Source organism: Marinoscillum sp. 108 (assembly GCF_902506655.1).
Taxonomy (GTDB): Bacteria; Bacteroidota; Bacteroidia; order Cytophagales; family Cyclobacteriaceae; genus Marinoscillum; species Marinoscillum luteum.
The window spans coordinates 1,790,529-1,805,040 of record NZ_LR734808.1 but is presented as its reverse complement, the minus strand read 5'-3'; the positions used below and the strand labels follow the sequence as shown (position 1 = coordinate 1,805,040).

Annotated in this window: 14 protein-coding genes; 5 read left to right on the top strand and 9 right to left on the bottom strand. The window is 47.2% G+C overall.

The genetic code is table 11. The features are described 5' to 3' along the window. Position 1: 1 nt before the first annotated feature. Together GV030_RS07465 and GV030_RS07460 are read right to left on the bottom strand one after the other, a co-directional pair. Positions 2 to 220: a hypothetical protein gene (locus tag GV030_RS07465; protein WP_159581357.1), complete on the bottom strand. Its 219-nt coding sequence runs from the start codon at positions 218 to 220 to the stop codon at positions 2 to 4. Between the two features lie 10 nt (positions 221 to 230). After that, positions 231 to 638: a GreA/GreB family elongation factor gene (locus GV030_RS07460; RefSeq protein WP_159581355.1), complete on the bottom strand. Its 408-nt coding sequence runs from the start codon at positions 636 to 638 to the stop codon at positions 231 to 233. A 201-nt stretch (positions 639 to 839) separates the two neighbouring features. Here GV030_RS07460 and GV030_RS07455 point away from each other — a divergent pair, with 201 nt between their 5' ends. Beyond that, a complete protein-coding gene (locus tag GV030_RS07455; RefSeq protein ID WP_159581353.1) occupies positions 840 to 1,955 on the top strand; it encodes a sensor histidine kinase in 1,116 nt (371 codons plus the stop codon). Further along, entirely contained in the window at positions 1,952 to 3,283 is a 1,332-nt protein-coding gene (locus GV030_RS07450) for a sigma-54 dependent transcriptional regulator (RefSeq protein WP_159581351.1), read from the top strand. Before GV030_RS07455 ends, GV030_RS07450 begins: the two co-directional genes overlap by 4 nt. A gap of 18 nt (positions 3,284 to 3,301) precedes the next feature. On the opposite strand, the gene GV030_RS07445 is transcribed toward GV030_RS07450, so the two are convergent. Continuing rightward, entirely contained in the window at positions 3,302 to 3,817 is a 516-nt protein-coding gene (locus GV030_RS07445; RefSeq protein WP_159581349.1) for a GNAT family N-acetyltransferase, read from the bottom strand. A gap of 85 nt (positions 3,818 to 3,902) precedes the next feature. Here GV030_RS07445 and GV030_RS07440 point away from each other — a divergent pair, with 85 nt between their 5' ends. Beyond that, complete coding sequence (locus GV030_RS07440; RefSeq protein ID WP_159581347.1) at positions 3,903 to 4,493, top strand: DUF2179 domain-containing protein; 591 nt, start codon at positions 3,903 to 3,905, stop codon at positions 4,491 to 4,493. Positions 4,494 to 4,496: 3 nt separating this feature from the next. On the opposite strand, the gene GV030_RS07435 is transcribed toward GV030_RS07440, so the two are convergent. From GV030_RS07435 to GV030_RS07410, 6 genes are all read right to left on the bottom strand, one after another. Further along, the gene (locus GV030_RS07435; RefSeq protein WP_159581345.1) at positions 4,497 to 4,805 is read right to left on the bottom strand and encodes a hypothetical protein; all 309 of its coding nucleotides are present in this window, start codon (positions 4,803 to 4,805) and stop codon (positions 4,497 to 4,499) included. A 109-nt stretch (positions 4,806 to 4,914) separates the two neighbouring features. Beyond that, complete coding sequence (locus tag GV030_RS07430; protein ID WP_159581343.1) at positions 4,915 to 5,919, bottom strand: pirin family protein; 1,005 nt, start codon at positions 5,917 to 5,919, stop codon at positions 4,915 to 4,917. A 46-nt stretch (positions 5,920 to 5,965) separates the two neighbouring features. Then, positions 5,966 to 6,844, bottom strand: coding sequence for a cysteine synthase CysM (gene cysM, locus GV030_RS07425; RefSeq protein ID WP_159581341.1), 879 nt, complete (start codon positions 6,842 to 6,844; stop codon positions 5,966 to 5,968). A 3-nt stretch (positions 6,845 to 6,847) separates the two neighbouring features. Next, positions 6,848 to 7,684, bottom strand: coding sequence for a serine O-acetyltransferase (locus GV030_RS07420; RefSeq protein WP_370519060.1), 837 nt, complete (start codon positions 7,682 to 7,684; stop codon positions 6,848 to 6,850). Positions 7,685 to 7,781: 97 nt separating this feature from the next. Then, positions 7,782 to 8,705, bottom strand: a complete 924-nt coding sequence (locus GV030_RS07415; protein ID WP_159581339.1) for a polysaccharide deacetylase family protein — start codon at positions 8,703 to 8,705, stop codon at positions 7,782 to 7,784. Positions 8,706 to 8,784: 79 nt separating this feature from the next. Beyond that, positions 8,785 to 11,157 (bottom strand): ABC transporter permease, encoded by a 2,373-nt coding sequence (locus GV030_RS07410; protein ID WP_159581337.1) that lies wholly within the window; start codon positions 11,155 to 11,157, stop codon positions 8,785 to 8,787. A 591-nt stretch (positions 11,158 to 11,748) separates the two neighbouring features. Here GV030_RS07410 and GV030_RS07405 point away from each other — a divergent pair. Together GV030_RS07405 and GV030_RS07400 are read left to right on the top strand one after the other, a co-directional pair. Next, the gene (locus GV030_RS07405; protein ID WP_159581335.1) at positions 11,749 to 13,389 is read left to right on the top strand and encodes an amidase; all 1,641 of its coding nucleotides are present in this window, start codon (positions 11,749 to 11,751) and stop codon (positions 13,387 to 13,389) included. After that, a complete protein-coding gene (locus tag GV030_RS07400) occupies positions 13,386 to 14,474 on the top strand; it encodes an AI-2E family transporter (protein WP_159581333.1) in 1,089 nt (362 codons plus the stop codon). The genes GV030_RS07405 and GV030_RS07400 overlap by 4 nt, the downstream gene beginning before the upstream one ends. The last annotated feature ends 38 nt before the right edge of the window (positions 14,475 to 14,512 follow it).

The following is a 14,512-nucleotide window of genomic DNA, read 5'->3' as shown; positions in this document are numbered from 1 at the left end:
TTTATTGGATTTTGGTGTTTTCCGGTCCTTTTCTTAACCATTCCCTCAGTCGATCCTGATCGGAGGGCTCCAGGTATCTGAAGGTTTTTCGGTATTCTTTTCTAAATAGCCGTGAGTTGAAACTGAGTTTGCGCAAGAGGATTTTGAAATACTCGAGCATAGACGTTTGATGTCGATTCCCCTTTCTGCGCGCATTGGATTTTGCCTTTTGATCACCCATGTTTTACTTTTTATAGATTAAAATGACCCACAGCCTCGGGCTGGTAGAGAACTTCAAGAATTTCGAAGTGGGCTTCTCGGTCCTTGATTTTCCATGAAACCCGATCGCCTACCAGTTTGCCGAGCAGGGCGGTTCCGATTTCTGAGAATACAGAAACCCTACGTTCCATCGCATTCGAGTCTCGGGGGTAGGTGATGGTCAGATCTATCTGCCTGCCGGTATGCAACTCACGCAAGAGAATTCTTGAGTTCATGGTGATGGCGTTCTCAGAAATGTACCCGGGTTTGAGCATGTGGGCATGCATCAGTTCAGTATAGAGCTTTCTCACATTCTCTGAAGTCTCAGTGGTCAGTAGGGCAAGCTCCTTGAGGGCAAGTAACCGTTCGTAATCAATGATGGTTATCAGTCTTCTGTTCATATAGTGAGTATTTAATTACTGCTGGGGTATGCAGGAAGTGTGCCAGAATAAAAGCTCGATTGAAGGGACTGGGAGTGGGTTTTGATTTATAGTTGTGGGTAATTATTACTCCATGGGTAAAAATTACCCACTTGATGTGGAAATTTTACGAAAATGTTCACAAGGTTTCAGGAGAGGAGTCGTAGCTTTGTTGATCAAGCTATGAAAGAGAACTCCACGGAATTTCAGCTCAGGGAGCGGGTCAAAGAATTGAATTGTCTTTATGAACTTTCCAAAATTGCATGGGAAGAAGAGAACGATTTGAAAGCCATTATCGCCAAATCTTTGGTGATTTTGCCTAAGGCCATGCAATACCCCGACCTGGCCGAAGTGAGCATGACGATTCATAAAAAACAATACTCCACCCCTCATTTTTCCGATTGCAAATGGGACATCTCCACACCGCTCACAGTAGGGGAAAGGAAGTATGGAACCATCAAAATTGGCTATCGGGAGTCGGGAGATATAGCGAGCAAGGCCTCTCCTTTCCTGCAGGAAGAAAGGAACCTTATCCGAATCGTCGGCCGGGAGCTTTCGCTGTTCATCAGGCGTGCGTCTGTAGAGGAAGACAAGCAAAAGCTCAAAGCCCAGCTGCAACATGCAGAGCGGTTGGCATTTGTGGGGGAACTATCTGCGGGTATTGCTCATGAGCTCAACGAACCACTTGGAAAGATCCTCGGATTTTCCCAACTACTCAAAAAGGGTGGGGAACTCAATTTTCAGCAAGAGGAGGACATAGAGCGCATTATCAAAGCATCCCTATACACACGTGAGATCATTAAGAAGCTCATGATTTTCTCCAGGCAGATGCCCCAGCAAATCGTGCCTGTCAACCTCAACACCATTGTTTCGAGCACACTGTATTTCATTGATGTTCGCTTTCAGAGCCAGGGTATCAACATTGTAGAACGGCTGGATCCTAATCTTCCACTGATTCAGGCCGATTCGGTGCAGATGAGTCAGGTGCTCGTCAACCTGATTACCAATGCCATCCATGCGTTGCCGGAGGGCGGTCAGGTGACGGTGAGTACCCGACAAAAGGACAATGCCGTGATACTGGCTGTAAAGGATACGGGTACAGGGATGCCTCCATCTGTGCGAAAGAAGATTTTCGAACCCTTTTTTACCACCAAACCAGTAGGTCAGGGTACGGGTTTGGGATTGTCTGTGGTGCAGGGCATCATAGATTCGCATGACGGCAGCATTCAGGTGACCAGTACCAGGGGCAAAGGTTCAAAATTTGAAATCCGGCTGCCAATCAAACATGTCCAATCATGAAAACAAAAGACTCGGTTCCGCATGAAGTGTTGGTAGTTGATGACTCTTTCGAAACGGTGGAGTTAATCAAACGAAACCTTGAATCCGTAGGCTATCAGGTCTATACTGCCAATAACGTTCAGTCAGCGATAAAGCTCCTGGAGACGATCAATATCGACCTATTGATCACAGACCTGAAAATGCCTGGGGAAAATGGGCTGGCGCTGGTGCGGCATGTGTCGGAAAACTTCAAGTGGGTAGCCATTCTGGTGATCACGGGATTTCCGTCCATTCAGGGGGCGGTGGAGTCTATTAAGATCGGTGCTGAGGAGTACCTGGTGAAGTCGTTTACGGACGAAGAACTATTCAGAGCTGTCGAGAGCGCACTCAATAAGACCAATCGCCGGAAAAAGGAAGGGCAGAACCCCTCCATGCAAAACTTTGGCATTATCGGGGCATCCGATGGAATGATCGGGGTGTTTAATACCATAGCGAAAGCCCGAAGCACCAATGCCACGGTGTTGATACAGGGTGAAAGTGGCACTGGTAAAGAATTGGTAGCGCGGGCTTTGCACTATGGAGGTAGCGATTCTGCTACGCCCTTTGTACCTGTGAACTGCGGAGGGATCCCCGATGCATTGCTCGAGAGCGAGTTGTTTGGGTATGTCAAAGGGGCATTTACCGGAGCAAGTGAAACGCGGGCAGGGTTCTTCCAGACTGCTGATAAGGGAACAATCTTCCTGGATGAAATTAGCAATACGAGTTTGGCCATGCAGGCCAAGCTACTGCGTGTGCTTCAGGAAAAGGAGTTTTACATGGTAGGCTCTAAAAAGTCCCAGAAAGTGAATCTGAGGGTGGTGGCGGCTACCAATGTGGACCTGATGCAGTTGGTCAAGAAAGGCCTGTTTCGGGAAGATCTGTATTACAGGCTGAACATTATTTCCATTGATTTGCCTCCTTTGCGCGAGCGGGGCAACGATATCATTCAGCTGGTGGAGTTTTTTCTAGCCAAATACATACAGGAGCTGGATAAATCAGTGATGCGGTTTTCACCAAAAGCCATCAATGCGCTGAAGGAATACGCGTGGCCTGGCAACGTGAGGGAACTTCAAAATCTTGTTCATCGGCTCGTCATTCTGGCGGATGACACCACCATTGATATACCTGATTTGCCGGAGGCCTTCCGATTTTCAGCGTCTCAGTCAAAGGGGCTGGACAGGAAGCTTGAGGAGGTGATTCAGGAGTACATCGGTGATGTGCTGGCAGCCAATCAGAACAATATATCCCAGGCGGCTAAGGTGTTGGGCATTGACCGAAAAACGCTGCGCGAGCGGATCAAAAAAGCCTGACGGAAAAGCGGAAGGGGTTTATAGCGCGAGCTTCATGATGATGTCGGTCTGCGCATCATCACCAAGCTGAAATACATGGGTGCCAATCTCCTCAAAGCCCATTTTCTCATAAAAACTAAGCGCTTCAGGGTTTTTCTCCCATACTCCCAACCACAGATAGTCGAGTCCTTTTGCCTGTGCCTGTGCTTTGGCATGTTGGATCATTTTCCTGCCAACACCTCGTCCTTTTTGGTCAGTGCTCACATAGATTCGCTCTATTTCTGCACTTTCGGGGTAGTCAGGTTCAGTTTGAGCTTCTGCGTAGTTGATTTTGTAATACCCAATCATTTCTTCATTCAGCTGGCATTTGTAGAATACTGAGTTTTGATTGAGGAGTTCATCTTTGAAGGACCTGGGATCAAAAGCCTCCTTGATGTAGTGCTGAATATTTTCTGTTGAATTCCGGTGGGCGTAGGTAAGAAGAAAATTCTCTTTGGCGAAGGCTAGCAACTCTTGATGATCTTCTTGTCCGGCTTTTACGATCTCCAGATGCATTGATTGAATTTTTTGAAAGCAAAAATAAGGAAGATTTAAACAGTGCCTGTCCGGTGCGGGAAATGAAAAGGACTAGTTTTGCCCAATGGGGCAATCACTTGCGGATTTTTTAGGGATGGATCAATCAACTTTTCAATGGGTATTATTGCCGCTGTTGATTTTCCTGTCCAGAATCATGGACGTGTCCATCAACACCATTCGGATCATCTTTATGCTTCAAAGCAAAAAGGCCATCTCTACCTTCCTGGGCTTTTTCGAATCGCTGATCTGGATATTGGCGATTAGTCAGATTTTTCAGAATATCACCAGCTGGCCTACCTACCTGGCATATGCTTCAGGGTTCGCATCCGGGATTTTTGTGGGGATGATCATTGAAGAAAAACTGGCCATAGGCAGAGTGGTGGTGCGGGTGATCACCCGACAGCCAGCCATGGAGCTCATTGAATATTTCCGGGAAAATTCGTTCAGGTTTTCAAGCGTGGATGCTACCTCAGAGGAGGGCGCAGTGAATATCATCTTCACGGTGATCAAAAGAGAAGCGCTCCCGAAAACCATCAAGGTGATTAAAACTTATAACCCCAAGGCTTTTTACACAGTGGAGGGTGTCAAAAAAGTGAGTGATGATGAAATCCTGGATGAGCGCAGTTTCACCACCAGACGCATATTCAGGCGCTAAAGATCACCACGAAACGGTCTCAAATCTCCCGATCAGAGTCTCTTTTTCATACAGTGCCTTAAACTGTTCGCAGAGCCGGTCATATTCTGCTTTGTTCTCAGCTATGTGGCCTTCGTATGAGGCTCTGGAGATCCACTTGTCAGTGAGTATGTAATGTCCGGTTTCTATGTTTTTGGCCAGGTCCTGCCCCAGGAAGTCGTCGCACGGTTCAAAAAATTTGAACCAGGCTCCATTTTGAGCATACTCTTTTTCAAATTCGGCGGCCGTTTCCGGTTTGCATTCATAGCTCCAGATCAACTGATATATCTTCATGGGTAAAGGGTTTGTCTAAAGCTAATTTTTTTTTCAACCAACGTCAATTCCATTTGGATTTTTTGCAGGAGAAATGTTATTAAATCATTAGAGCGTTCGTCATGCAATCCTACATTTCCTCCAAACGACCATCTGCATGTTTAGCAAAACGTCCTCGCTCACGCGGATGAACATGATCATTTTTGGGCCATGGCCATCCACCAAATTGCGTGCGCTGATAGTCCTGAAGGGCTTGTCTGATCTCATCTTGATTGTTCATTACAAAAGGACCGTACTTAGCCACGGGTTCTCCGATGGGCTTGCCCTGGAGCATTAGTATTCTGGTTTCCGATGTGCCACTTTTGAGTGTGACGGTTTCTGAGGGATTCAGCTCGATGCACTGATGGGATTGCAAGACCTCATCGTTTATCGTCAGGGGTTCTCCCTGGTAAAAATAGATGGAGCGATTGACACCTGCACTTGCCTTGGGTAATTCCCATTCGGCATTGGCATCCATTTTTATGGTCCAGATGGCTACTTCGTGGGCGGGATCAGCTGCCCATGAGTCGGGTGCAGGAGCAGGGGCTTTCACCTCCCCAATGTTTCCGGCCACCACGGTGACGGAGGTTTTTCCATCATCCGATTTGTACATCGGAATTTTCTCGTTCCAGAGCATGGCAAAGTGAGGTTCCACAAACTTGCTCTTTGAGGGCAGGTTAAGCCAAATCTGAAAGAGGAGCAGAGGGTTTTCTTCGTCTTGCTTGAGCAAAGGAAACATTTCGCAGTGATTCACACCTTTTCCGGCAGTCATCCACTGCACATCTCCATTGCCAAACCGGCCTGCAGCACCCAGCGAATCAGAGTGATCTACCAGCCCTTTGGGTACGACAGTCACAGTTTCAAATCCGCGATGTGGGTGCTGTGGAAATCCAGGCACCGTATCGCCGTGGTACATTCTCCACGCATTGGAAGTGTCAAAATCCTGACCGAGATTACGACCTGCAAGCGATGCATCTGGGCCCATTTGAGCATTCCCTTTTGGGTAATCATCTTTGTGGTATACACAAAAAAGGAAGGGATCCTGAGTTTCCCATGGGAAGCCAAGTGGCTTTATATTTTTGATGGCTTTGTTCATCGTTTTGTAAAATTTAGATTAGAACTGTGAAGAGCGGATTTTGGTTTCAATCAAACAGTCCGGAGCTCAGGTATCTTTCTCCTATGTCGCATACAATGAAAACAATCAACCCATGATCGATTTCTTCAGCTACCTGCAATGCGGCAGTGAGTGCTCCACCGCTGCTCATCCCTGAGAGGATGGCTTCTTCTCTTGCCAGCCTTCTGGCCATGTTTCTGGCGGCCGTTTCGCTCACATCGATCACTCTGTCTACTCGTTTAGGGTCAAAGATTTTAGGAAGAAATTCTGGTGACCATCGCCTGATGCCTGGGATAGAGGAGCCTTCGGTGGGTTGTGTTCCCACGATCTGTATGTCGGGGTTTTGTTCTTTCAAGTATCGGGAAACCCCCATAATGGTGCCCGTGGTGCCCATGGCGGAGACAAAATGGGTCACCTGACCTTCGGTGTCTCTCCAGATTTCCGGGCCTGTGGTTTTGTAATGCATGCCGTAGTTGTCCGGATTGGCAAACTGATTGAGCATGAAATAACCCTCTTTGGTGGCTTTTTCTTCCGCCAGCTCCCTTGAGTATTCTATGGTTCGTTCGGCAGGGGTGAGAATCACCTCCGCACCATAGGCCCTCATAGCCTGAATGCGCTCCACCGTGCTGTTTTCAGGCATCAGCAGGGTCATGTGTAGTCCTGCCGACTGTGCAATCATGGCCAGCGCAATACCGGTATTGCCACTGGTGGCTTCTATCAGTCGGTCGCCCTTTTTGATGTCACCCCGTTTGAGGGCTTCGCTGATCATACCAAAAGCCGCCCGGTCTTTGACACTACCGCCCGGATTTTGACCTTCCAGCTTACCGAAGATTTTCACTCCGGGTTTTTGATTGATTTTGGTAATCTCCACCAGGGGAGTATTTCCTATCAGGTCTAGTAAATTCATGGATCAGGCTTGCTTTACGATGATGAGGTCTGGTTTGGATTCATTGTCTTCATGCATCAGGGCCTGATAATACACTCTCGAATTGGCCGGGATGCTCTTGGTGAGCCATACGTTTCCACCGATAATGGAGTGTTTGCCTATGCGCGTTTTTCCTCCCAAAATGGTAGCACCCGCATAGATGACCACATGGTCCTCAATGGTAGGGTGACGTTTTACTTTAGCGTCTTTTTTATCCACACTGAGTGCTCCCAGAGTTACTCCCTGGTAGATTTTTACGTGCTTGCCGATCACGGTCGTTTCCCCGATTACTATCCCGGTGCCATGGTCAATGCAAAAGTGCTCACCAATGATGGCATTGGGGTGTATGTCTATTCCGGTTTTGCTGTGGGCATGCTCCGTGATGATCCTCGGGATATTTTTTACCCCCAGGAGCGCCAGCTCATGAGCCAGGCGGTAGGAGGCAATGGCATAAAAGCCAGGATAGGAGCGAATGATCTCTGAGTGATCAGAAGCAGCAGGGTCGCCTTGAAACATCGCTTCGATATCCAGCGCCAGCCGATCATAGAGTACCGGAAGACTGGTGAAGAAAGCCTCAATGATTTCCTGTTTGTTGTCTCCGGACAATGATATGTTATTGGTGAGAATACTCTTGAGTTTGGTTTGAAGCTGTTCGAGAATCTGTCCTACCTGCTCTTCAGATTTGGCTGGGTGGCTGGAAAAATCAGGAAACAATACACCGAGCAAATCATTGAAAAATCCAATGATGGATGATGTGGCCGGGATTTTAGTGTATTCCTGATGTGAGTGAAAAATCTTATGGATGAAATTTTGGTCCATCATGTGTCTTTGATTACATAATTAAAACTCGAACGTGGGGTGATGGATTAATGTTTATTTCAAAAAGTCGTGCAGCGCACATTTCCGGGGTTTTCAGATTTTATCGATTGTTATACAAGGATAAAATTTCCTGATCAATTTCCGGTTCTATTTTCAACCATTCTGTTGATTTTTCCTTGTCCCACCGATAAAGCCAGCTGATGCCCCATTTGCCCAAATAGTAATCCTTGCGCTGGTAGGCCTCATCTTGCAATACTTCTTTCAATGAGGTAAACTCATATCCACGCTGCTTTAGTTCCTGATAGAGGATGCCCATATAGTCGGCATTGATGGCATTGGCATGGCACAGATAAACGTGGGCAATGTTTCTTCCTATCACTTCTTTAGCCACTTCTTCCATGAAGTCAAACATCCGAAGGGTGTGGGCTACATAGGCGGCGCCTGTTCTTTGCATGAGGGAGGTGTCTCCGGCCCTGAGCGCATCCACATATGCTGTATTGAATATGTAGTCTGAACCATCCACGGTCACCGGAGCTATTTCATAAGCCCTAGCACTTAGAAAAGCTTCGAAGGAGGCCTTGGTGGTACTGTCCGGGCCGGTATGAAGGTATGGATGCCGGAAGTATCTCAGGGTTTGTCCACGTTCTTCCATGAGCGCCTTTGTGACCTCCTCACCTTTGATCACATCATTTTGATATTCCTCCAGAGGGGTTCTGGAGAGCGAAGGATGACTATAGGTATGATTGCCGAGCTCGAGGCCCGCATCCAGCCAGGACTTCAAAATGTTTATTCTGGTGACTGTTTCACCAGTGACATCAAGTTTCTTTTCATTGACAAAGCCTACTGCCGGGACACCAAACGTTGCGCAATCAGCGATGATTTGTCTATTAACCGCTATGGTATGCTCCAGAGAAATATAGGGCCCATTGAGGACCAGGTCATCATAGGTGATGGCTACCTGTTTTTGAGCTGCCACCTGGAAGAAGCCCAGGGCGGCAAGCAGAAGGGCTAACGCTTGTTTCATGAGTTAAAGCTAGCGACAAAAAATAAAGCAGGGCCAGAAAGCAATTCTATACTTCCAGGCCCTGCTTCTGTCACTTGACTTATTCGTATTTCAGGTTCTCGGCAGGATTACTACTGGCGGCCCGCAGCGCATGGTATCCGGTGGTGACCACCGTGATGGCTGAGATGATAATGAGCACCAGTATATAGAGCAGGTAATTCATCTCTACGTGGTATTCGAAGGTGTCCAGCCATTCACCCATGAAGTAGTAAGCAAACCCAAAGGCCGGTAAGGCTCCCAATGCAACAAGGATGATGAAATCCTTAACCAGCAGGGTCACCAGACCAGAAACATTGGCACCCAGCACTTTTCTGATACTGATTTCCTTGGTGCGCTGCTCCGCAATGAAAGAAGCAAGGCCCAGGAGCCCCAGGCAGGCGATGAAAATCATCATCACCGAAAAACCAAGGAACAGGCGTCCTCTGAGCTGGTCAGTTTCATACTGCTCCATGAAGTCTTCATCCAAAAAGCTGTATTCAAAGGGCATATTAGGAAATACCTCATTCCAGATAGTCTCTATGCTGCGAATGGAAGCGTTTAAGTCGCCACCTACTTTTATCAGCACATTGGAGTTGTTCAGGCTCGGAATAAAGAGAAGCGCTTCAATGGGGTCGTACAGAGATCTTTGGTGGAAGTCTTTGACCACTCCCACGACCTTGTGAAATTTGGTGCTGTCCCGGTCAAACTGAAACTTTTTTCCGATAGGGTCTGACCACCCCATGCGGGCCACCATGGCTTCGTTGATCATTACCGCTGAAGCAGTGTCTGTGGGATAATTGGAGGAGATGTTTCTACCGGCAGCTAGATCAATCCCTAATACCGGCAAGTAGTCATAATCGATTCCGTAAGAATCGACACCATACTGTTCCATTGTGCCATCGTTGGTCTCCACGCTCATGACATTTTTACCAAATCCACGTCCGGGGGAAGTGGTGGAGGTAGTAGCTCCCTTGATGTTGGGGTTTTCCAGTAGTTTGTTTTTGAGTACTGGCCATTTCTCACGGGCAGGATCATTGTCCAGTACCAATCTCAGTACCTGGTCTTTGTCGAATCCCAGGTCTTTGTGTCGGAGATACTGCATCTGATCGTAGATAATGAGTGTGCCCACCAGCATGAAAATGGAAATAGCAAACTGAATGCCCACGAGGATACTTCTGAGTACTTTGTTGCCTGCGCGGCCTCCCTTTCCTTTGAGTACCACAATGGGCTTGAAGGCTGAAAGATAAAATGCCGGGTAGCTACCACTGAGCACACCTGTGATGAGAAACATGATGCCAATGGCTAGAAGTACACCCGGGGCTAGCAAATTGCCAATGCTGAGGTTGGTTTGCAGCTGATTGTTCAGCAAGGGTACGAGAATTAGTAGGAGCAGCAGGCTGAGAAAAAGCGCGAAGACTGTGAGCAGAATGGACTCAGTCATAAACTGCCGGATGAGCATGCCGCGCTGAGCACCCATTACCTTTCGGATACCGACTTCCAGTGCGCGTTTCATAGACCTGGCCGTGGAGAGGTTCATGTAGTTGATGCTGGCGATGAGGATCAGGAAGATGGCTACTGCCCCGAAAATGTAGATGTATTTGATATTGCCGAGGGGCTCGGGCTCTCCCTGAAAAGTGGAGTAGAGGTGAATGTCGGCAATATTTATCAACTCGTATCGAATTTTGATACCGAACTGATCAAAGATGACGGCCACATACTTTTCTATGATGTCATTGAGTTTGGCCTCTACTGCAGCAGGGTCGGCTCCTTCGTTGAGTAATACATAGGTGTATATCCCAAATCCGCCCCAGTTTTGAGAATTGTTTCGATCTGCGGTGCTTGCCGAAATCATGGCATTAGGCCGAATGTGGGAATTTTTGGGTACATCAGCGAATACCCCGGTAATCTCCAGACTGTTGCGATCTGTTTTGAGCAGTTGTCCTATGGGGTTTTCTCCCTTAAAGATTTTATCGGCCATGCTCTGGCTGATCACTATGGAGTTGGGGCCCTCCAGTGCAGTTTGAGGGTCTCCGGAGGTCAGATTAAAGTCAAAAACATTGAAGACCGTACTGTCCACCATGAAAATGTTTTCTTCATAGTAGCTGATATCGTTTTTCGAAAATCGGGTGCGTCCGTTTCCGATAAACCTCACATATTGTTCCACTTCGGAAAATTCACTTTTCACAGTTCTACCCAATGGAAGTTGGGTCACTGCCCATCTGAAGGCATTATCTGGCTCCTTGATGTCTGAAGAAATCCGGTAGATGCGATCAGCTTTGGTATGTTGCTGATCGAAACTGACCTCATGGTAGAGGTAGAGTACAATGAGAAGGCTGGACACAATACCGATGGTGAGGCCCAGAATGTTAAGAGCGGCGTAGCCCGGTTGCCTCAGTAAATGTCGGAGGGTGATTTTTAGGTAGTTCTTGATCATGACCTTTAGGTTTGGTTGAGTTAACTGAGAGTACCGACCTAAGGATGCGGAAGTTACATGAGTGGCAGTGTCTTTAGCTTTTTTTAACAAAACAGGGCACATTGTGGATAAGACTGTGCAAAAGCCGGGTATAACCAGGGTATAAGCCTATGGAAAACTGGTGGAAAACATTGATAATCAAAACTTTGTGATTGTAAATATTGATGCTACCTTAGAATTACCAAACGAGGGATAGGAAGCTGAAACGTCAGTTTCTTGGCCAGTAGGGCAAAAGTTAGGTGAACGCTAAGGCATCGCTTAGCGTGGCTCGAAGGTCAATTTTGAAGAAAATTTCGGGGTTTCCCTGGAATAAACTTTAGAGGGCATCCGAACAGTAGTTTGGCATTTGATAGGGGCTACGGTGCCTATGAAATGAGAAGGGTAGGTTTCGCAAGAGGCCTGCCCTTTTTGTTTGACTACTCAACTTTCTTCATTCGCCACGGGCGAAAAATGGATTTCCTGTCTTACCTTTCTTCCTGATCATGTGAAAGAGCAAATAGCTCCTTATTTTGGAGTATGTCTGCTCTTGAAACCCTTCAAATTATCAAAGTCATGAGAAAACTTATTTTCACTGTCATAACCTGCCTGAGTGTATTGGTTGTACAGGGTCAGCAGGATTCCATTTTTCAGGCCATGAAGCTCTTTGGGCTGGATTTTACTCAGGAGGAAGTGGATTCACTGCGTGGAGGGTTGGAGGATAACCTTTCGGATTTTCGAAAAATTCGCATGCAACCTCTACCCAACGACCTCCCATATTCGCTGGTGTTCGTGCCCCCTGTAAACCTCGATTATATTTCATCTGAACAGTTGGAGGTGGATTTTCAGCAACCTGGCCAAGTGGAGATGCCCGCCAAAATAGAGGAGTTGGCGTTCTACTCGGTGGCCGAACTTTCAGTGCTACTGCAAACAAGAAAAGTAACCTCACTGGAGCTGACGAAGATGTATCTGAGCAGATTGAAGCGATTTGGGGATACCCTGCAGTGTGTGGTGTCGTTGACTGAAGAACTCGCCATGGAGCAGGCCAAAAAGGCAGACGAGGAAATAGCAGCAGGAAGGTACAGAGGCCCATTGCACGGCATTCCCTATGGAGTGAAGGATTTATTGGCGGTAAAAGGGTATAAAACCACTTGGGGAGCTATGCCTTTTAAAGATCAGGAAATCAACTATACTGCCACAGTGGTGGAGAAGTTGGAAGCAGCTGGCGCGGTGCTGGTAGCCAAGCTCACTCTGGGCGCATTGGCCTGGGGAGATGTGTGGTATGGTGGTGTCACCAAAAATCCATGGAATCTGGAGCAGGGCAGTAGTGGCTCATCCGCTGGTCCGGCTTCTGCCGTGGCTGCCGGTCTGGTGCCTTTTGCCATCGGCAGTGAAACGTGGGGATCTATCGTGTCACCATCCAACAGATGTGGGATCATGGGATTGCGACCAACCTTTGGTCGGGTGAGCAAATATGGTGCGATGGCACTGAGCTGGAGCATGGATAAGCTCGGGCCCATGTGCAGGGATGCTACGGATCTGGCCCTGGTTTTTGATGCCATCAGGGGATCAGATGGCAAGGACCTGGAAGTGCTAAAGGACTACCCATTCAATTATGAGTATGATGTGTACAAGGTAAAAAACCTTAGAGTGGGCTATTTGAAAGGGCTTTTTGAAGCCTCCGATTACAACAAAAGTAATGATAGTACTACATTGGCTCTGCTCAGGAATCAGGGACTGAAAATGATCGAAAAGGAGCTACCTACAGAGATCCCCACAAGCGCCCTCGGATTCATCCTCTCGGCAGAGGCTGCCGCGGCTTTCGATGAGCTTACCCGGAGCAATCAGGATGATGAACTTACCCGGCAGATCATCAATGCCTGGCCAAATGTCTTTAGGAGTGCCCGGTTCATCCCTGCCGTAGAGTACATACAAGCCAATAGATTACGCTATTTACTGGTTCAGCAATTCAATGAGATGATGGCCGATATCGATGTGCTGATTGCTCCGAGTTTTGGCGGTGATCAGCTCCTGATGACCAACCTGACGGGGCATCCGTGTGTAGTGCTGCCTAATGGATCTTATGAAGCTGGAAGTTCGGGAACAATTACTTTGATAGGAAATCACTTTGATGAAGCAAGTATCCTTTCTTTTGCCAGATATTTGCAAGCACTTACACCTTTCGAAGACGAACACCCACAAATGTTTACCCCATGAAGGAACAAACTGATGATATGGCCCGATCACTCCGTGTGATCAAGAATATTTTAGTGGTTTTTTTGGCCATTGTAATTCTTTATTTGCTCAAAATGTTGAGTAATCTATTTGTGCCACTGGCATTTGCATTGTTTTTTGCCATTCTGCTGCAGCCGCTGGTGAGTCTTTTCAAGCGAAAGTTTTCACTGAATGTGAGCGTGGTTTTGACTACCATTTTTTCAGTAATTGCTTTTTTACTCATCGGATTTCTGTTTTACAATGCGGTGAGCGCATTTGTCAGCAATAGGGATGATATCCTGGCAGGAGTGACCGCCGAACTTAAACCTATGATTGATCGGGTGACCTCTCTCATGGGCAGTGAGCTGAAGGAAGACGAACTAAAAGAATACCTCTCCAGAGTAGTACCTACAGATCAGGTATTATCACTTTCAGGATCTTTTCTCAATACGCTGAGTGGGTTTGCAACGGAGCTTCTCATGACCATTCTTTATTTCGCGGGGCTACTGGGAGCCATTGCCCAATACGAAAAGGTGATTAACTATATCATGGGCAAAAATGGAGCAGGAGAGGAATCTTCCGCATCGGATACTTTTCGGAGAGTCAAAGATTCGATTAGTATTTATATCAAAGTGAAAACCGTGGTGAGCCTGATGACAGGCCTGGGTATAGGGCTTATTAGCTGGGCTTTTGGTATACAGTATGCTTTACTCTGGGGTATTTTAGGTTTTGTGCTCAACTATATTCCTTATGTGGGATCCCTCATTGCCATCGTGCCCCCGTTGATTATTGGGGGACTGACGGCCACCAGTATTTCCGAGGTGTTCTTTCTGTTTTTAGCGCTGGAAGGCGTACAAATCGTTATGGGCAGCATCGTAGAGCCCAAAATGACGGGAGACTCACTCTCCATCAATACTGTGACTATTTTATTTAGCCTGGTTTTTTGGGCCTTTATGTGGGGAACAGCAGGCATGTTGCTGTCTGTTCCACTGACCTTCCTGATCAAAGTGATCCTTGAACATGTATCGGACGCAGGTTTTTTGGTGAGATTAATGGAGAAGAAATCGGGCGAGCAATTTCGTGATTAACTTTTTTTAATAATTTAGGTAACGGTCTGGTATGCTCT